The 18,565-nt window shown below is 44.8% G+C and carries 19 protein-coding genes and 1 pseudogene; 19 read left to right on the forward strand and 1 reads right to left on the reverse strand.

The window, feature by feature from the left end; genetic code table 11:
• Window positions 1–23: 23 nt before the first annotated feature.
• From VY86_RS01260 to ybeD, 16 genes are all read left to right on the forward strand, one after another.
• Window positions 24–485, forward strand: a complete 462-nt coding sequence (locus VY86_RS01260; RefSeq protein WP_046973645.1) for a carboxymuconolactone decarboxylase family protein — start codon at window positions 24–26, stop codon at window positions 483–485.
• A gap of 452 nt (window positions 486–937) precedes the next feature.
• Complete coding sequence (locus tag VY86_RS01265) at window positions 938–1,831, forward strand: amino acid ABC transporter substrate-binding protein (RefSeq protein WP_046973646.1); 894 nt, start codon at window positions 938–940, stop codon at window positions 1,829–1,831.
• A 132-nt stretch (window positions 1,832–1,963) separates the two neighbouring features.
• Window positions 1,964–2,704 carry an amino acid ABC transporter permease gene (locus VY86_RS01270; protein ID WP_046973647.1) on the forward strand — a complete coding sequence of 247 codons (741 nt, stop codon included), beginning with the start codon at window positions 1,964–1,966 and terminating at the stop codon, window positions 2,702–2,704.
• Window positions 2,705–3,379, forward strand: a complete 675-nt coding sequence (gene gltK / locus VY86_RS01275; protein WP_046973648.1) for a glutamate/aspartate ABC transporter permease GltK — start codon at window positions 2,705–2,707, stop codon at window positions 3,377–3,379.
• Window positions 3,379–4,104: an amino acid ABC transporter ATP-binding protein gene (locus VY86_RS01280; protein WP_046973649.1), complete on the forward strand. Its 726-nt coding sequence runs from the start codon at window positions 3,379–3,381 to the stop codon at window positions 4,102–4,104. The genes gltK and VY86_RS01280 overlap by 1 nt, the downstream gene beginning before the upstream one ends.
• Window positions 4,105–4,266: 162 nt before the next feature.
• Window positions 4,267–6,849, forward strand: coding sequence for a leucine--tRNA ligase (gene leuS / locus VY86_RS01285; protein WP_046973650.1), 2,583 nt, complete (start codon window positions 4,267–4,269; stop codon window positions 6,847–6,849).
• Window positions 6,850–6,862: 13 nt separating this feature from the next.
• On the forward strand, window positions 6,863–7,411 hold the full coding sequence (gene lptE, locus VY86_RS01290) for an LPS assembly lipoprotein LptE (protein WP_082111156.1): 549 nt from the start codon (window positions 6,863–6,865) through the stop codon (window positions 7,409–7,411).
• On the forward strand, window positions 7,408–8,448 hold the full coding sequence (gene holA / locus VY86_RS01295; protein WP_046973652.1) for a DNA polymerase III subunit delta: 1,041 nt from the start codon (window positions 7,408–7,410) through the stop codon (window positions 8,446–8,448). Before lptE ends, holA begins: the two co-directional genes overlap by 4 nt.
• Window positions 8,432–9,109, forward strand: coding sequence for a nicotinate-nucleotide adenylyltransferase (gene nadD, locus VY86_RS01300; protein WP_046973653.1), 678 nt, complete (start codon window positions 8,432–8,434; stop codon window positions 9,107–9,109). Before holA ends, nadD begins: the two co-directional genes overlap by 17 nt.
• 98 nt (window positions 9,110–9,207) lie before the next feature.
• Entirely contained in the window at window positions 9,208–9,534 is a 327-nt protein-coding gene (rsfS, locus tag VY86_RS01305; protein ID WP_081704199.1) for a ribosome silencing factor, read from the forward strand.
• A gap of 2 nt (window positions 9,535–9,536) precedes the next feature.
• Window positions 9,537–10,007 carry a 23S rRNA (pseudouridine(1915)-N(3))-methyltransferase RlmH gene (gene rlmH / locus VY86_RS01310; RefSeq protein WP_046973654.1) on the forward strand — a complete coding sequence of 157 codons (471 nt, stop codon included), beginning with the start codon at window positions 9,537–9,539 and terminating at the stop codon, window positions 10,005–10,007.
• Window positions 10,008–10,045: 38 nt separating this feature from the next.
• A complete protein-coding gene (gene mrdA / locus VY86_RS01315) occupies window positions 10,046–11,941 on the forward strand; it encodes a peptidoglycan DD-transpeptidase MrdA (protein ID WP_046973655.1) in 1,896 nt (631 codons plus the stop codon).
• A gap of 8 nt (window positions 11,942–11,949) precedes the next feature.
• Window positions 11,950–13,062, forward strand: coding sequence for a peptidoglycan glycosyltransferase MrdB (gene mrdB, locus VY86_RS01320; RefSeq protein ID WP_046973656.1), 1,113 nt, complete (start codon window positions 11,950–11,952; stop codon window positions 13,060–13,062).
• A gap of 13 nt (window positions 13,063–13,075) precedes the next feature.
• The gene (rlpA, locus tag VY86_RS01325; RefSeq protein WP_046973657.1) at window positions 13,076–14,083 is read left to right on the forward strand and encodes an endolytic peptidoglycan transglycosylase RlpA; all 1,008 of its coding nucleotides are present in this window, start codon (window positions 13,076–13,078) and stop codon (window positions 14,081–14,083) included.
• A gap of 162 nt (window positions 14,084–14,245) precedes the next feature.
• Complete coding sequence (gene dacA / locus VY86_RS01330) at window positions 14,246–15,457, forward strand: D-alanyl-D-alanine carboxypeptidase DacA (RefSeq protein WP_046973658.1); 1,212 nt, start codon at window positions 14,246–14,248, stop codon at window positions 15,455–15,457.
• A 160-nt stretch (window positions 15,458–15,617) separates the two neighbouring features.
• The gene (ybeD, locus tag VY86_RS01335) at window positions 15,618–15,881 is read left to right on the forward strand and encodes a DUF493 family protein YbeD (RefSeq protein ID WP_011145617.1); all 264 of its coding nucleotides are present in this window, start codon (window positions 15,618–15,620) and stop codon (window positions 15,879–15,881) included.
• Between the two features lie 48 nt (window positions 15,882–15,929).
• Here ybeD and VY86_RS24385 read toward each other — a convergent pair.
• Window positions 15,930–16,160, reverse strand: a pseudogene (locus VY86_RS24385) (IS4 family transposase); the annotation flags it as partial.
• A gap of 248 nt (window positions 16,161–16,408) precedes the next feature.
• On the opposite strand from VY86_RS24385, the gene lipB reads away from it, so the two are divergent.
• The 3 genes from lipB (at window position 16,409) to crcB (ending at window position 18,516) form a co-directional block, all read left to right on the forward strand.
• Window positions 16,409–17,050 (forward strand): lipoyl(octanoyl) transferase LipB, encoded by a 642-nt coding sequence (gene lipB / locus VY86_RS01340; protein WP_046973659.1) that lies wholly within the window; start codon window positions 16,409–16,411, stop codon window positions 17,048–17,050.
• Between the two features lie 111 nt (window positions 17,051–17,161).
• On the forward strand, window positions 17,162–18,127 hold the full coding sequence (gene lipA / locus VY86_RS01345; RefSeq protein WP_046976641.1) for a lipoyl synthase: 966 nt from the start codon (window positions 17,162–17,164) through the stop codon (window positions 18,125–18,127).
• A 14-nt stretch (window positions 18,128–18,141) separates the two neighbouring features.
• Window positions 18,142–18,516, forward strand: coding sequence for a fluoride efflux transporter CrcB (crcB, locus tag VY86_RS01350; RefSeq protein WP_046973660.1), 375 nt, complete (start codon window positions 18,142–18,144; stop codon window positions 18,514–18,516).
• Window positions 18,517–18,565 lie beyond the last annotated feature (49 nt).

An 18,565-nucleotide genomic window follows, 5' to 3' on the forward strand; every position in this document is an offset into this window, starting at 1 on the left:
AAAAAACAAAGGAGTAACAAGTTATGCAAGCAAACCGTCCGCGACCAGCGGAAATTTCACCAGAACTTTATAGCGCGGTAGCCAAGGTCGATGAATTAACTTACAAATCAACCCTCGGTAAAGAGCTTATCGAACTCGTTAAGGTAAGAGCTTCTCAAATCAATGGCTGTGCCTTTTGTCTTAATATGCATTCCAAAGCAGCCCGTAAAGCAGGAAGCAGCGAGCAAAAACTCTACCTTCTGAGCGCCTGGAAAGAAGCCACTATTTTCACATCACGGGAACGTGCCGCTTTAGGTTGGACAGATGTTTTATCCCGGATTGCCGAAATTGAGGCAAATGATGAACATTACACCCCATTATTGGCTGAATTTGATGAAAAAGAGATTGTTGATTTGACGTTATTGATCGGTCTTATCAATCTCTGGAATCGTCTGGCAATTGGTATGAAATATACTTTGCCCAATCCTACCATTGACCCCGCCTGATACAACCTGGCATGGTCATGCTGCGATAATTACCAACAATCATCGTGGATAATTAACCATGCCAATCCTCAATGACTGATATTACACAAATAACCTACTTAAATGATTTATTGGCATTAATTTTAACCCTCCTTAATTACTTTGGCACGTTAATTGCCTTATCTCTATGAATGAAAAAGAAAATACCTGTTTTACTAATAAAAAACAGGAAAATACACCAAAAAAGTGATAATCACACACCTTTATTGTGCAAAATAAGTAGCATTGTTCATTTATAGTGCGAGACAGCTCCCGAAATAGAAACAATTCATTTTCATTGACTAACCCTTTTGTACTATTTTTTAACACTATATACACATATAACAGCAAATGATCCTTGATTAAAAACAAATCACAGAGAGACTTTTGCAAACACAACATCGCAAGCGATAATCACATCAAAGGAGTTGTATATGCGAATGCGTAACCTAGTATTAACCATAATGTTACTTGGCGTGGCAGGTGCTACTCAAGCAGAAGAACTAACGGGAACATTGAAAAAGATTAAAGATGATGGCGTGATCATTGTGGGGCATCGTGAATCCTCTGTGCCTTTTTCTTACTACGATAATCAACAAAAAGTTGTCGGCTACTCGCAGGATTATTCTAATCTGATTGTTGAAGCCGTGAAAAAGAAACTAGACATACCAAATTTGCAAGTAAAATTGATACCAGTGACCTCTCAAAATCGTATCCCACTGCTACAAAATGGGACTTATGATTTCGAATGTGGCTCCACCAGCAATAACCTTGAGCGCCAGAAACAGGCCACTTTCTCTAACAGCATCTTTGTTGTTAATACTCGTTTGCTGACTAAAAAAGATTCCGGCGTAAAAGATTTCCCAGATTTGGTTGGTAAAAATGTTGTTGTCACCTCCGGTACGACTTCTGAAATATTGCTGAATAAACTCAACGATGAGAAAAACATGAAAATGCGCATCATCAGCGCAAAAGATCATGGTGACGCATTCCGTACTTTAGAATCCGGCCGCGCAATAGCCTTTATGATGGATGATGCTCTATTAGCTGGTGAACGCGCGAAAGCGAAAAAACCTAACCAATGGGAGATCGTGGGTAAAGCTCAATCTAAAGAAGCTTACGGTTGTATATTGCGCAAAGACGATCTTGAGTTTAAAAAACTGATCGATGAAACCATTATTCAGGCACAAGCCTCCGGCGTGGCAGAGAAATCATTTGAGCGCTGGTTCAAACACCCGATTCCTCCCAAGAATCTGAACTTGAATTTTTCTTTGTCTGATGAAATGAAAGCACTATTTAAATCGCCGAATGATAAGGCACTTAACTAAAAATATAATTAAAAAATGACAATTTGATTGGCACTACTGGGTGCGAGGTGGCCGTTCCCTACCTCGCTTTTTTTTCCCAGCCAATCAATCGGTTTCAAGGGATCAAGTTATACCCTTGCAGGGAGTATTATTATGTCAATCAATTGGAACTGGGACATCTTTTTGCAAGCTGCCCCTTTCGGCAATACCACTTATCTCGGCTGGTTGATAGCCGGATTTCAAGTCACAATTGCCTTGTCTATCTGCGCCTGGATTATCGCCTTCGTTGTCGGTTCGCTCTTCGGCATCCTACGTACTGTTCCCAATAAAATATTGTCTGGGATAGGTACCTGTTATGTTGAACTTTTTCGTAACGTACCATTGATTGTTCAGTTTTTCACCTGGTATCTGGTTATGCCTGAGCTGTTGCCGGAAAAAATCAGTATATGGTTTAAAATTGAACTGGATCCTAACATCCAGTTTTTTATTTCGTCCACTATCTGTTTAGGTCTTTTCACCGCTGCCCGTGTGTGTGAGCAGGTTCGGGCCGCCATACAATCATTACCACGCGGTCAGAAAGCAGCGGGGTTGGCAATGGGATTAACCCTGCCACAAACCTATCGCTACGTCCTGCTGCCAAATGCTTACCGGGTCATCATTCCACCCATGACTTCAGAAATGATGAATCTGGTAAAAAATTCCGCTATCGCCTCCACTATTGGCCTAGTGGATATGGCGGCACAGGCAGGTAAATTACTCGACTACTCAGCACATGCTTATGAATCATTTACTGCGATCACACTGGCCTATGTCGGAATCAATCTGGTGATTATGCTTGCCATGCACTTGCTTGAGAAGAAAGTGCGTTTACCGGGTAATATTGGAGGTCAATAAATGTACGAGTTTGACTGGAGTTCTATTATCCCCAGTATCCCTTTTCTGCTGCAAGGCTTAGTCATTACAGCAAAAATCACCATTATTGCTATCGTTATCGGTATCCTTTGGGGAACCGTACTGGCCGTTATGCGCCTCTCTTCGGTCAAAGCCCTGAGCTGGTTTGCAACTTTATATGTTAATCTGTTCCGTTCTGTGCCATTGGTCATGGTACTGTTATGGTTCTATCTGATTGTACCTAGCCTATTGCAAAATGTTCTGGGAATTTCACCCAAAACAGATATTCGTTTAATTTCAGCAATGGTCGCGTTTGCATTTTTCGAAGCGGCTTACTATTCAGAAATTATCCGTGCGGGAATTCAAAGTATTTCCCGAGGGCAATCTTCGGCGGCACTGGCATTGGGGATGACGCCAATGCAAAGTATGAGGATGGTTATTCTGCCTCAGGCATTCCGTGCGATGACCCCGCTGTTACTGACACAGGGGATTGTGCTGTTTCAAGACACCTCACTGGTGTATGTACTCAGCCTAGCGGACTTTTTCCGTACTGCGGCGAATATCGGTGAACGTGATGGCACTCAGGTTGAAATGATCCTGTTTGCTGGTTTTGTTTATTTTATTATTAGTTTTGCCGCATCCATGCTGGTTAACTATTTGAAGAAAAGGACTGTTTGATGATCTCCCTGAAAAATGTATCCAAATGGTATGGCCAATTTCAGGTTCTTTCTGACTGCTCAACTGAAGTTAAAAAAGGTGAAGTCGTTGTGGTCTGTGGCCCATCTGGCTCCGGCAAATCGACCCTGATAAAGACGGTCAATGGCCTGGAATCCATCCAACAGGGTGACATTCTGGTCAATGACATTAAAGTCAATGACAAAAACACTAATCTGGCGCAATTACGTTCAAAAGTCGGTATGGTGTTCCAGCACTTTGAGCTGTTCCCACACCTCTCCATCATTGAGAATCTTACTTTGGCTCAGGTTAAAGTGCTTAACCGTGATAAAAAAGCGGCAGAAGAAAAAGGGCTGAAACTGCTTGAACGTGTCGGGCTTGCCAGTCAGGCTAACAAATTCCCGTCACAACTTTCCGGTGGTCAGCAACAACGCGTGGCAATCGCCCGTGCACTTTGCATGGACCCTATTGCTATGTTGTTCGACGAACCCACTTCCGCACTCGACCCTGAAATGATCAATGAAGTACTCGACGTCATGGTTAAGCTAGCGGACGAAGGTATGACCATGATGGTTGTTACCCACGAAATGGGTTTTGCCCGTAAAGTAGCCAATCGGGTTATCTTTATGGATGAAGGCAAAATTGTTGAAGACAGCAAGAAAGAAGATTTCTTTGCCAATCCGAAATCGGATCGCGCCAAAGAGTTTCTGGCTAAAATTCTTCATTAGTATTATCTCATTTCCGGTGGTGGCGCCCGTCGCCACCGGATTTTCCCCCAGAACCCCTGTTGCTTGCGTATCAAATCAGATATGCTATGCCAACCTCATATTTCACCAACTAAATGATTGCTACAAGCGTAGCTTTTTACTCACCATAGGATCATCGGTGTCATGCAAGAACAATACCGTCCAGAAGATATAGAGCCGCAAGTTCAGCTTCACTGGCAAGAGAAGCAAACTTTTAAAGTGACAGAAGACAACAGCAAAGAAAAATATTACTGCCTGTCCATGCTACCTTACCCTTCTGGCCGACTACACATGGGTCACGTACGTAACTACACTATTGGTGATGTTATCTCTCGTTACCAGCGTATGCTTGGCAAAAATGTCCTGCAACCTATTGGCTGGGATGCATTTGGCCTGCCCGCAGAAGGCGCAGCGGTAAAAAATAACACCGCACCGGCTCCATGGACCTATGCCAACATCGAATATATGAAAGGCCAGTTGAAAATACTGGGTTTTGGTTACGACTGGGATCGTGAAGTCACTACCTGTACGCCTGAGTATTACCGTTGGGAACAGTGGTTTTTCACCAAACTGTATGAAAAGGGCCTGGTTTATAAAAAAACCTCCGCTGTTAACTGGTGCCCCCACGATCTGACCGTTCTGGCAAATGAGCAAGTGGTTGACGGCTGCTGCTGGCGTTGTGACACCAAAGTTGAACGTAAAGAGATTCCACAGTGGTTTATCAAAATCACTGATTATGCCGAAGAGTTGCTAAACGATTTGGATACGCTGGAAGAGTGGCCTGAGCAGGTCAAAACCATGCAACGCAACTGGATTGGTCGCTCTGAAGGTGTAGAAATTACTTTTGATGTGGCTGACAGTCAGGAAAAGCTGACCGTCTATACCACCCGTCCTGATACATTCCTGGGCGCCACTTATGTCGCGATTGCCGCAGGTCATCCTCTGGCAAAACAAGCAACAAAAAACAACCCTGAACTGACTGCTTTCATTGATGAATGCCGTAACACCAAAGTTGCTGAAGCAGATATGGCAACAATGGAGAAGAAAGGCATAGCAACCGGCATGTTTGCTATTCATCCATTAACCAAAGAGAAAGTGGCGATCTGGGTTGCAAACTTCGTTTTGATGGAATACGGCACCGGTGCTGTCATGGCAGTTCCTGGTCATGACCAACGCGACTGGGAATTTGCGACAAAATATAACCTGCCAATCAAAGCCGTTATTCTGGACAGTGAAGGCAACGAACCGAATGTTCATGAAGCGCCAGTGACAGATAAGAATGTCCTGTTCAACTCCGGAGAATTCAGCGGCCTGAATCACGAAGCTGGTTTCAACGCCATTGCTGATAAACTGGTCGAAATGGGCATAGGTAAACGTAAAGTCAACTATCGTCTGCGTGACTGGGGAGTTTCCCGTCAGCGTTACTGGGGTGCCCCAATTCCAATGGCAACGCTGGAAGATGGTACCGTTGTTCCGGTTCCAGAAGATCAACTGCCGGTTATTCTGCCGGAAGATGTCACCATGAATGGTATCACCAGCCCGATTAAAGCTGATCCTGAGTGGGCGAAAACCACTATCAACGGTCAGCCAGCGCTGCGTGAGACAGATACCTTTGACACCTTTATGGAATCTTCCTGGTACTACGCCCGTTACACCTGTCCAGAATATGACAAAGGTATGCTTGATCCGGCTGCGGCTAATTACTGGCTGCCAGTTGATCAATATATCGGTGGTATCGAACACGCGATCATGCACCTGATGTATTTCCGTTTCTTCCACAAACTGATGCGTGACGCTGGTATGGTCAATTCTAATGAGCCCGCAAAACGTCTTCTGTGTCAGGGAATGGTTCTGGCCGATGCTTTCTATTATATCGGCAAAAATGGCGAAAAAATTTGGGTTTCCCCAGTTGATACCCTTGTAGAACGTAATGATAAAGGTCGTATCATCAAGGCGACAGACAAAGAAGGCCATGAGCTGGTTTATACCGGCATGAGCAAAATGTCTAAATCCAAAAACAACGGTATTGATCCACAATTGATGGTGGAAAAATACGGTGCCGATACCGTCCGACTGTTTATGATGTTTGCTGCTCCACCAGAATTGACTCTGGAATGGCAAGAGTCCAGTGTTGAAGGAGCAAACCGCTTCCTGAAACGTGTATGGCGCCTGGTTTATGAACATAGCAGTAAAGGAGTAACTCAACCGCTGGAGATCACAAATCTGACCGCAGAACAGAAAGATCTGTTCCGTGATCTGCACAAAACCATCGCTAAAGTTACCGATGATGTCGGTCGCCGTCAGGCATTCAACACAGCCATCGCTGCCGTGATGGAATTAATGAATAAACTGACTCGCGCACCACAGGAAACGGAGCAGGATCGCGCTCTGATACAGGAAGCGCTGTTGGCGATTGTCCGTATGTTGTCACCAATCACGCCTCACGCTTGTTTTACTATGTGGCAAGCTCTGGGCGGTGAAGGCGATATCGATACGGCTGACTGGCCGCAAGCTGATGAGCAGGCAATGGTTGATGACACCAAACTGGTAGTCATTCAAGTTAACGGTAAAGTACGTGGTCGTGTTACCGTACCGGCAGATTCTACTAAAGAATATGTTCATGATATGGCAGTAAAAGAATATGGAGTGGCGAGATACCTTGAAAGCGTCACTATTCGTAAGGTCATTTATGTACCAGGCAAACTGCTGAATCTGGTCGTCGGCTGATAAAGGAGGCAATGTGCGGCATCGTATTTTAACGTTGTTGCTGGGGTTAGCGGTGCTGGTCACCGCTGGCTGCGGTTTTCATCTGCGCGGTACCACTCAGGTACCACCGGAGCTCAAAAAGCTGCAATTAACAGGCAGTGATCCATATGGACCTCTGACCCGTTCTGTTCGCCAACAACTTCGTCTGAATAACGTCACTATCCTTGAGAATGGTAGCGCCGAAATCCCTATTCTGAGGCTAATCGGTTCTTCTGAAAATAAAGACACCGTTTCCGTTTTCCAGGATGGTAAGGCTGCTGAACGCCAACTGACACTGTATGTCGATGCACAGGTTATTATGCCAAACGGTAGTATTTACCCGCTTCGATCCAGAGTTGACCGTTCTTTCTTCGACAACCCGTTAGAAGCACTGGCAAAAGATGCTGAAAACGAGATGATCAATCAAGAAATGCGCGAACAGGCTGCACGTCAGTTAGTTCGCCAGTTACTGACTGTTCACAGTGCAGAAAAACAGAAAGCCAGAGAAAAACAAGCGGAACAGCAAGCTGCGCAAGCACAATGATCAAACTCTATCCCGAACAACTGATTTCGCAGCTCAATGAAGGGCTGCGAAACTGTTATCTGATATGGGGCAATGAACCCCTGCTATTACAGGAAAGCCAGGATCATATTCGCAAGGCGGCTGAACAGCACTCTTTCACTGAACACTTCACTTATACTCTGGATAATCATACCGAATGGGATGAAGTATTCAGTGTTTGCCAGTCATTAAGCCTGTTTGCCAGTCGTCAAACACTCACTTTACTGTTGCCGGAAAATGGCCCTAACTCAGTAATGGCTGAACAACTGGTAAAACTGGCGGAATTACTTCATCCGGATATACTGCTGATATTGCGCGGTTTGAAATTAACCAAAGCTCAGGAAAACAGTAGCTGGTTTAAAACATTAGGGAAAAATGGTGTTTACATCAGTTGTCAAACGCCCGAATTGAACCGCCTGCCTCAATGGGTCGCGCAACGGGCCAAAGTCATGAAACTGACTCTGGAAGAGCAAGCCAATCAACTGCTGTGTTACTGCTATGAAGGAAATTTATTGGCGCTGACTCAGGCTCTTGAACGGCTCTCCCTGCTATATCCAGATGGTAAACTGACCTTACACCGTATTGAAAATGCGGTGAATGATGCGGCTCACTTTACACCTTATCACTGGGTAGACTCTCTATTATCAGGTAAGGCAAAACGAGCCTGGCATATTCTGAAACAGTTACAACAGGAAGATTGTGAGGCCGTTATTCTGTTACGTACCATACAGCGTGAATTGCTGCTGCTACTTACACTAAAGCGCCAAAGTACCACAATTCCCATAAAAACTCTGTTAGATCAATATCGGATATGGCAAAACCGCCGTCCGTTACTAACAAATGCACTGCAACGCTTAACTCAGCATGATTTACAGCTGGCAGTCCATTTACTTGTACAAATGGAACTCCGGGTGAAACAAGATTACGGTCAGTCCGTTTGGCCAGATTTAGAAACAATTTCCATGTTGTTATGTGGGAAAACATTACCTGAGAGCTTTTTTAATGTCTCACGCCATTGATTCTCTTTGTCCGACACATCCTGTTATTCAGGCATTATTTGGTGGAACATTTGACCCAATTCATTATGGACACCTGCATCCGGTTGAAGCTCTGGCACATCAAACTGGCCTAAAGCAAGTGATTCTACTGCCAAATCACGTCCCTCCCCACCGCCCACAACCAGAAGCCACCGCGCAACAACGGCTGGAAATGGTTCGGCTGGCAGTACAGGGCAATCCACTATTCACCATTGATACCCGTGAACTGGAGCGTACCACCCCATCGTACACAATTGATACGTTGGAATCATTCCGTCAAGAGTTTGGTGAAAATCAACCACTGGCATTTATAATCGGCCAAGACGCTTTGTTATCACTACATACCTGGCATCGCTGGCAAGAGTTGCTGAATATCTGCCATTTGCTAGTTTGTGCTCGTCCCAGTTATCAAACCCGGCTTTCTACAATCGAAATGCGGCAATGGCTTACACAACATCAAATCGACGATCCTGCTCTGCTTAGTAGCAAACCTAACGGTTATATCTATCTGGCAGATACGCCATTGTTACGTATCTCAGCAACAGATATCCGGCAACGTCACCAGCAAGGACTAAGTTGTGATGATTTGTTATCCCCTTCAGTACAAAAGTATATAGATTCACAGGGGTTATATCGCCAATAGCGAAATCTGCCCCGATTAGTCACTTAGTTGGCTTACCCTTGAGTGACCTGGCATGCTATTATTCCGCACTATTTGATCAATTTTGATAAAAAATAAGGATGAACCTTTTGCAAGGTAAAGAACTCCAACAGTTTGTTATTGATAAACTTGAAGACTCCAAAGCACAGGATATTATTTCTCTGGATGTTCACGGGAAATCCAGCATTACCGATTGCATGATTATCTGCACCGGAACCTCCAACCGCCACCTGATGTCTGTCGCAGATAATCTGGTTGATGACTGTCGTGCGAGTGGTTTGACTCCACTTGGTGTTGAGGGACAGGGCATATCTGACTGGATTGTCGTAGACCTCGGTGAAGTTATTGTACATGTGATGCAAGAAGAGAGTCGCCGCATGTATGAACTTGAAAAGCTTTGGAGCTGAGTTTGAAGCTGCAATTAGTCGCTGTAGGTACAAAAATGCCGGACTGGATACAGGCCGGCTTTATGGATTATTTGCGCCGTTTTCCAAAAGACATGCCATTTGATCTGGTAGAAATTCCGGCTAGAAAACGAGGCAAAAACGCGGATATTAAACGCATTCTGGAAAAAGAAGGCGAACAAATGCTGGCTGCTGTCGGCAAAAGCAACCGTATTGTTACGCTGGATATTCCTGGTTCCCGTTGGGAAACACCTCAACTGGCGCAACAGCTTGAACATTGGAAACAGGATGGCAGAGATGTCAGTTTGCTGATCGGCGGACCAGAAGGTCTTGCGCCGGCATGTAAAGCCGCCGCAGAACAGAGCTGGTCACTGTCGCCACTGACCTTGCCCCATCCTTTGGTCCGGATTTTAGTTGCAGAAAGCCTGTACCGGGCATGGAGTATTACCACCAATCATCCCTATCATCGGGAATAGTTTGGTTACCAACGGATAAAGCGAATTCTGGCAATGGGATGAAAAATAAACGTACCCCTTTTCGTGATTACACGGCTGAATCAGCCCTGTTTGCCCGCCGCGCATTGGTGGCGTTTATTGTTATCCTGGTACTGACTGGTGTCTTGGTTGCCAATCTTTATCATTTACAAATCACTCGCCACGAAGACTACCAAACCCGCTCAAACGAAAACCGCATTAAACTGGTTCCAATCGCGCCAAGCCGGGGTATTATTTATGACCGTAAAGGCACACCATTGGCGCTTAATCGAACAATTTACCAGTTGGAAATCGTACCTGAAAAGGTAGAACATCTTGAGCAAACGCTAAATGATTTACGGGATGTTATCGATCTGACTGACGAAGACATTGCCAACTTTGAAAAAGAACGTAAGCGCTCACGTCGCTTTACCTCTATCCCATTGAAAACGTCGCTTGATCATATTCAAGTGGCACGTTTTGCTGTTAACCAGTACCGTTTCCCCGGCCTTGAAATAAAAGGCTATCAACGCCGTTTCTACCCTTATGGTTCAGCATTGACTCATATCATTGGCTATGTCGCTAAAATTAACGATAAAGATGTAGAACGGCTGGATAAGGAAGGTATTTTACCCAATTATGCAGCCACCCATGATATCGGCAAACTGGGTATTGAACGCTATTATGAGCCTGTTTTACACGGTAGAACCGGTTATGAAGAAGTCGAAGTCAATAATCGTGGCCGTGTGATACGTCAATTACATGAACAACCACCACAGGCCGGACAGGATATTTACCTGACTATCGATCTTGAATTGCAGATCTATATTGAGAAACTTCTCACAACCAGCCGGGCCGCAGTCGTTGTCAGTGATCCACGGAATGGGGAAATTCTGGCCCTGGTATCTAATCCAAGTTATGACCCAAACCTGTTTGTAAACGGTATCTCCAATAAGAACTATCAGGAATTATTAAACAACCCTGACCGACCGCTTATTAATCGTGCGACTCAAGGTATCTATCCTCCTGCTTCAACGGTTAAACCTTTCATTACCGTTGCAGCACTTAGCACAAGTGTTATCAATAAAAATACAACCATTTTTGATCCGGGCTGGTGGCAATTGCCAGGTTCAGAAAAACGCTACCGTGACTGGAAACGCTGGGGGCATGGTAGTCTCAATGCATATAGAGCCATTGTGGAATCTGCGGATACTTTCTTCTATCAAGTTGCCTATGATATGGGCATTGATCGTCTATCTGAGTGGATGACCAAATTTGGTTATGGGGAATACACCGGAATCGACCTGGCTGAAGAACGCACAGGGATCATGCCGACCCGAGAATGGAAACAAAAAAAATATAAAAAACCCTGGTATCAGGGAGATACTATTCCTGTGGGTATCGGCCAGGGATACTGGACAGCAACCCCCATTCAAATGGTCAAGGCACTGACAACCTTAATTAACGACGGTAATGTGAAAACGCCGCATCTGTTACTGGGTAAAAAGTTGAAAGGTGAGATGATCCCTTATCAACGAACGGAAAATGTTCAGATCGGTGATATCCATTCCGGGTACTGGGAACTGGCGAAAAGTGGTATGTATGGTGTTGCTAACCTGCCAAATGGTACCGGCCACAAAAGTTTTATCGGCACACCGTATAAAGCAGCCGTTAAATCAGGAACAGCACAGGTCTATAGTTATGAAACTTACAATGCCAGTAAAGTTGCTGAGCATTTACGGGATCACAAACTGATGATTGCTTTCGCCCCTTATGAGAATCCAACAGTAGCCCTTTCCATTATTTTAGAGAATGGTGGTGCAGGTCCGGCAGTGGGAACCCTTGTTCGCCAAATCCTCGACCATGTACTGTTAGGGGATAACAATACAATATTACCGGATGCTGTCCCAACACCACCCGGAACAGAAAGTGACTGAATAACACCATGACAGAAAACCAGAAAAAGGTTCCTCTCTGGACCAGATTACATATCGACCCACCATTGCTGTTGTGCATTCTGGCACTACTGGTATACAGCGCTTTTGTTATGTGGAGCGCCAGCGGTCAAGATATGGGGATGATGGAGCGCAGAATCGGCCAAATTGGTGCCGGATTTGTTGTCATGATCATTATGGCGCAGATCCCACCAAGAGTTTATGAAAGCTGGGCGCCTTATCTATATATTGTTTGTGTCATTTTACTGATTTTTGTCGATGCTTTCGGGCAGATCAGTAAAGGGGCTCAACGCTGGCTTGATCTGGGGATCATCCGTTTCCAGCCTTCTGAAATTGCCAAAATCGCAGTACCACTGATGATTGCCCGTTTTATGAACCGCGATTTATGTCCGCCATCGCTGAAAAATACCACTCTCGCTTTAATGCTGATTTTTCTACCCACTTTACTGGTCGCCGCCCAACCAGACCTGGGTACTTCAATTCTGGTCGCAGCTTCCGGTTTGTTTGTCCTGTTCCTTGCAGGAATGAGCTGGCGGCTGATTGGTATTGCGGCTCTGCTATTAGCCTGCTTTATCCCTATTTTGTGGTTCTTTCTGATGCATGGATACCAGCGTGATCGTGTAATGATGTTACTTGATCCAGAAACTGACCCATTGGGTAAGGGTTACCATATCATTCAATCGAAAATCGCTATTGGCTCCGGAGGCTTATCAGGTAAAGGCTGGTTGTTCGGGACACAATCTCAGCTGGAATTTCTTCCTGAACGCCATACAGACTTCATATTTGCCGTGCTATCGGAAGAGCTTGGCTTGATTGGCGTGCTACTGTTATTAACATTATATTTGTTATTAATTATACGCGGGCTGGTTATCGCAACCAGAGCACAGAATACTTTTGGCCGGGTCATGGTTGGCGGCCTAATGCTGATCTTGTTTGTGTATATCTTCGTAAATATCGGCATGGTGAGCGGTATCCTGCCTGTGGTAGGGGTTCCTCTGCCATTTGTCAGTTATGGCGGTTCAGCATTGATCGTCTTAATGGCTGGTTTCGGAATTATAATGTCGATTCATACTCACAGAAAATTATTATCTAAAAGTTTATAGAGAAGAGGTTTCAATGCGTCAACACTGGCTTATACTCGGCATGATTGTGGCTTCATTATCCGGCTGTACCACTCCTGACGAGCAAAAATCTTCCCCGTTACCGGCAGTACCAACGCAGGATGTTCTGGGCGCGGAGCCTCATTATGAGCCTTATCACCCCAGCGCCAATAATGATTATCAGATGAACGGACATATTTATCATATTGTTCAAGACCCATCTCAGTTCAGTGAAACAGGTTATGCCAGTTGGTATGGCGCAGAATCCAGTGGCAAAATGACAGCGATTGGTGAACATTTCAATCCTTATGCTCTGACGGCAGCTCACCCTACTCTGCCAATTCCGAGTTATGTCCGTGTGACCAATTTGAGTAATGGTCGTATGATGGTTGTCAGAATCAATGATCGTGGTCCTTATAAACAGGGGCGGATTATCGATCTGTCAAAAGCTTCTGCTGAACGCCTGAACCTGACTCAAAGTACCAAAGTTAAGATTGATTTTATTCAGGTTGCCCAAGATGGTTCTTTATCTGGTCCCGGTACTGTCGGCAGCCAGATAGTTAAACAGAGTTATGCACTACCCGGCAGGCCAGTTCTAACAACAGGGCCACTGGGAACACCAACAATGGAGAATATTCCCGATCAAACGGGCAGCCAGCCTTTGGCAAATCAACCAGTGGAGCAGACACAACCGTTGACGATACAGCCGGAAGCCACTGGGCAACTGCCGGCAATGAAGTTACAACCACCTAAACCTGTAATAAACAGTATGTCAACAACGGCTGCATCATCCCCTTCAGCAAGTGGTTTTATGGTCCAGGTTGGTGCGGTTAGCAGTGAACAACGGGCAAAGGAGTGGCAACAAACCCTGGAACAACGCTTTAATGTTCAAGGACGAATAACCCAATATAGCAACGTTTACCGAGTACAATTGGGGCCATTCAACAATCGCCAGCAAGCTACCGATTTACAACAGAAGCTGGCTGATCAAATACAACAATCTTCCTTTATCGTCAGCCCTTAATTGTTCGCTTGCTGATATCTGGCTTTAACACTGATATCAGCAAGCGAGGTAAAAAAATGTAAACCTGTTGCTTGTTAAAATTTGCCAATGTCAGTATTTTTTTTCATTTGCTATGATGTGGCCCGATATCAACCTTTTCTCACGGATGTTGTCCAACCGACCATGAAATATACAACCACTTCTCGTTTTATAAAAAGTGCCACCCTAGGTATTGCGCTGGCAATAAGTGCTTCTGCCTTTGCCGATGGGAATGATGTAAACCTGAAAACGATGATCCCAGGTGTGCCTCAGATTGATGCTGAAGCTTATATTCTTATCGACTATAACTCAGGCAAAGTTCTGGCTGAGATGAACGCGGACGCACACCGTGATCCTGCCAGTTTGACAAAAATGATGACCAGTTACGTTATTGGTCAGACAATCAAATCAGGCAAAATCGGCCCAAATGATATGGTCACTGTTGGCACTGATGCATGGGCAACAGGTAATCCGGTATTTAAAGGCTCCTCCCTGATGTTCCTCAAACCAGGAGATCAGGTCTCAGTTTCTATGTTATCTCGCGGTATAAACCTGCAATCCGGTAATGATGCCTGTGTTGCAATGGCGGATTATGTTGCCGGCAGCCAAGAGTCTTTCGTTAATCTAATGAACGGCTATGTAAAATCCCTTGGCTTACAGAATACACATTTCAAAACTGTTCATGGTCTGGATGCGGAAGGCCAATACAGCTCTGCCCGTGATATGGCATTGATTGGTCAGGCCCTTATCCGCGATGTTCCTGAAGAATATGCTATCTATAAAGAGAAAGAATTTACCTACAATAATATCCGTCAAACAAACCGAAACGGCTTATTGTGGGATAAAAGCCTGAATGTAGATGGTATAAAAACCGGCCACACGAATGCCGCAGGCTATAATCTGGTCGCTTCTGCAACGGAAGGCGATATGCGTCTGATTTCTGCGGTATTAGGCGGCCATACTTATAAGGGCCGTGAAACAGAAAGCAAGAAACTGCTGACTTGGGGGTTCCGTTTCTTTGAAACCGTCGCGCCACTGAAAGCCGGCAAAGAATTCGCTTCTGAACCGGTTTGGTTCGGAGACAACGATAGGGTTCAACTAGGCGTTGATAAAGATGTTTATCTAACTATTCCCCGTGGCCGTCTGAAAGATTTGAAAGCCAGCTATGTCATGAATAATACTGAATTACATGCACCGTTAGCGAAAAGTCAGGTCGTCGGTACCATCAATTTTCAACTTGATGGCAAGACTGTTGAACAACGCCCATTAGTCATCATGAATGAAGTGAAAGAAGGCAGCATCTTCAGCCGTTTTATCGATTACATCAAACTGCTATTTCATCATTGGTTTGGCTAATCCTTGAAATAGTTAAACGACAAAAAACATAACCCAACAAGCGAGCAAGGCTACAACTTGACCGCAATAAAAACCCCCGCGCTTTTAAGGACGGGGAAGATATCGAATTTTACAAAAGAGACTGACCGTACATATTGCGGAAAACAAAACAGGAGCGCCCATGAAAACCAAATTAAATGAACTGCTTGAGTTCCCTTGTTCATTCACTTACAAAGTGATGGGCCTGGCTGAGCCTGAGTTAGTCAATCAGGTCGTTGAAGTGGTTCAGCGCCATGCGCCGGGCGATTACTCTCCACAAGTGAAGCCAAGCAGCAAAGGCAACTACCACTCAGTATCTATCACTATTAATGCAACTCACATTGAACAGGTAGAAACTCTGTATGAAGAGTTAGGTAATCTTGAACTGGTACGAGTCGTGTTGTAATACAAACCAGAAAAATCCCCTGTCATTTCACCTGTCTCTTGATCACATTTACAGGTCAAAAGACTGGGCTAGCAGGTAACCCTCCTGGATGGTTTGCAACATGAGCCATCCTTCCCATAACCTTTCCCTGCCCACCCGTCCATTTGGAATCATACCAACCTGCCAGCTTACCTAAGCTAATATAGGCCCAATAAAAGCTGGGGGTTAGGGTGTTGACTCTTGCCTGGACCACAGAAACTTCCAGGCAAGAAAACTTAGCACCCCTTCACAACGATGACGGGTAAAGCAGTATGCTGCTTCAATATCGGCAGGGGATTTCAAAGATTGCACGAGAGACTGTCCTGTGTGGTTAGCAAGACAAGCAAAAGTTCAAAAAAATCCCTCGAATAGACCAAGGGATTTGTGTAGGAAAGGCAGGTAATTTCACAGGGGACCCTTTATCTATCAGAAACACCACAGTTTCAAGTGGACTAAACTGGTGAGAATCTCTTCTGAGGGTTATACTGACCAAATCTTATAGCTATCAAATGATGTTTCAATTGCAACATAAAACGATCTTCTTACGCCAACTAGGGATACAACCCTACGAGCCGATTTCTGATGCAATGCACTTGTTTACTGAGCAGCGAGATACTGATACGCCCGATGAAATCTGGCTGGTACAGCATCCAAAAGTATTTACTCAGGGGCAGGCAGGTAAATCTGAGCATCTGCTATCTCTCGGTGATATCCCGGTTATTCAATCCGATCGCGGTGGGCAAGTCACTTATCATGGTCCCGGCCAGCAGGTTATGTATATCATGATTGACATCAAACGCGCCAAAATGGGTGTACGGCAACTGGTTACCGCAATAGAGGATACCGTGGTTAAAACACTTGCTCACTTTGGTGTACAAGCTTATGCCCGTCCGGATGCTCCAGGTGTTTATATCGAGGAAGCTAAAATCTGCTCTCTAGGATTACGAATACGTAAAGGCTGCTCTTTCCACGGACTGGCACTTAATATCGCAATGGATTTAGAACCATTCCTGCGTATTAATCCCTGTGGCTATGCCGGTATGAAAATGATTCAACTCAGTGAGTTAGTCCCTGGAATTACTGTTGAGCAAGTACAGCCGATTTTGGTAGAAGAATTTTGCCAACAGTTAGGATTTAAATTGAATAGTTAAAGATGATATAATTTTTTAACATTTTTCAAAAAATTTTTAATGGATTTATTATACAGTAGGCTGAATGATAAATCTCAACCTGATGAATTTAACACTGGAACCAGCACGATTATGAGTAAACCAATTCAGATGGAACGCGGAGTTAAGTACCGTGACGCAGACAAAATGGCGCTGATCCCTGTCAAAACAGTGATTACCGAACGTACAGAAATCTTGCGTAAACCTGAGTGGATGAAAATCAAACTTCCTGCGGATTCCAGCCGCATTCAGGGTATCAAATCGGCCATGCGCAAAAATGGTCTGCATTCCGTCTGTGAAGAAGCTTCCTGCCCTAACCTGGCTGAATGTTTCAATCACGGTACAGCAACTTTTATGATCCTTGGCGCAATCTGTACCCGCCGCTGTCCTTTTTGTGATGTAGCCCACGGCCGCCCAATGGCACCCGATACCAATGAACCGGTAAAACTGGCACAAACCATCAAAGATATGGCACTGCGCTATGTCGTCATCACTTCCGTTGACCGTGATGACCTGCGCGACGGCGGTGCTCAACACTTTGCTGACTGCATCTCTGCTATTCGTGAAAAAAACCCATCCATTAAAATTGAAACCTTGGTTCCTGATTTCCGTGGACGTATGGATCGTGCACTTGAAATATTGACAGCAACACCTCCCGACGTTTTTAACCATAACCTGGAAAACGTACCGCGGGTTTACCGTCAGGTACGCCCTGGCGCAAACTATGAATGGTCACTGAAATTGCTCGAAAAATTCAAAGAAGCCCATCCCGATATTCCTACCAAATCTGGCCTGATGGTGGGTCTTGGTGAGACCAACGAAGAAATTCTTGATGTTATGCGTGATCTGCGCCGCCATGGTGTCACCATGTTAACTCTGGGCCAATATCTACAACCCAGCCGTCATCATTTACCAGTACAGCGCTACGTCAGCCCACAGGAATTTGATGAAATGAAAGAAGAAGCTCTGGCTATGGGATTCAGCCATGCTGCCTGCGGACCATTTGTTCGTTCTTCTTATCACGCTGATTTGCAAGCCAGAGGCGAAGAAGTCAAATAATCATAAGATTTACTATGATTAATATTATCTTGGCTGTATTTATTGGTGGTGGCTTAGGCAGTGTATTACGCTGGTTTATCAGCCTCCGCCTTAATAGTATTTCTACTAACATCGCGGTTGGCACCCTTACCGTTAATTGTATTGGTGCATTGATCATCGGGCTGGGGTTAGCCTATTTTAATAAATCCCCCCATCTTGATCCGACCTGGAAACTCATGCTAACCACCGGTTTTTGCGGCGGCTTAACAACCTTTTCCACGTTTTCTGTTGAAGTCGCTTATTTGTTGCTGGATGGAAAACTGGGATGGGCATTAGGAACAGTTCTACTTAATCTTTTCGGCTCACTACTGATGACAATTTTAGCTTTCGCACTAATGAACGAGCTTTAAAATTACACGTACATCATAAAAATCAAAAAAAACCCGTTATATCAACGGG

Source organism: Photorhabdus thracensis (assembly GCF_001010285.1).
GTDB lineage: Bacteria > Pseudomonadota > Gammaproteobacteria > Enterobacterales > Enterobacteriaceae > Photorhabdus > Photorhabdus temperata.

Bases quoted from the DNA above. Each gene is read 5' to 3' on its own strand.
- VY86_RS01260 (WP_046973645.1), top strand. From the start codon at position 24: ATGCAAGCAAACCGTCCGCGACCAGCGGAAATTTCACCAGAACTTTAT.
- VY86_RS01265 (WP_046973646.1), top strand. From the start codon at position 938: ATGCGAATGCGTAACCTAGTATTAACCATAATGTTACTTGGCGTGGCA.
- VY86_RS01270 (WP_046973647.1), top strand. From the start codon at position 1,964: ATGTCAATCAATTGGAACTGGGACATCTTTTTGCAAGCTGCCCCTTTC.
- gltK (WP_046973648.1), top strand. From the start codon at position 2,705: ATGTACGAGTTTGACTGGAGTTCTATTATCCCCAGTATCCCTTTTCTG.
- VY86_RS01280 (WP_046973649.1), top strand. From the start codon at position 3,379: ATGATCTCCCTGAAAAATGTATCCAAATGGTATGGCCAATTTCAGGTT.
- leuS (WP_046973650.1), top strand. From the start codon at position 4,267: ATGCAAGAACAATACCGTCCAGAAGATATAGAGCCGCAAGTTCAGCTT.
- holA (WP_046973652.1), top strand. From the start codon at position 7,408: ATGATCAAACTCTATCCCGAACAACTGATTTCGCAGCTCAATGAAGGG.
- nadD (WP_046973653.1), top strand. From the start codon at position 8,432: ATGTCTCACGCCATTGATTCTCTTTGTCCGACACATCCTGTTATTCAG.
- rsfS (WP_081704199.1), top strand. From the start codon at position 9,208: ATGAACCTTTTGCAAGGTAAAGAACTCCAACAGTTTGTTATTGATAAA.
- mrdA (WP_046973655.1), top strand. From the start codon at position 10,046: ATGAAAAATAAACGTACCCCTTTTCGTGATTACACGGCTGAATCAGCC.
- mrdB (WP_046973656.1), top strand. From the start codon at position 11,950: ATGACAGAAAACCAGAAAAAGGTTCCTCTCTGGACCAGATTACATATC.
- rlpA (WP_046973657.1), top strand. From the start codon at position 13,076: ATGCGTCAACACTGGCTTATACTCGGCATGATTGTGGCTTCATTATCC.
- dacA (WP_046973658.1), top strand. From the start codon at position 14,246: ATGAAATATACAACCACTTCTCGTTTTATAAAAAGTGCCACCCTAGGT.
- ybeD (WP_011145617.1), top strand. From the start codon at position 15,618: ATGAAAACCAAATTAAATGAACTGCTTGAGTTCCCTTGTTCATTCACT.
- lipB (WP_046973659.1), top strand. From the start codon at position 16,409: ATGATGTTTCAATTGCAACATAAAACGATCTTCTTACGCCAACTAGGG.
- lipA (WP_046976641.1), top strand. From the start codon at position 17,162: ATGAGTAAACCAATTCAGATGGAACGCGGAGTTAAGTACCGTGACGCA.
- crcB (WP_046973660.1), top strand. From the start codon at position 18,142: ATGATTAATATTATCTTGGCTGTATTTATTGGTGGTGGCTTAGGCAGT.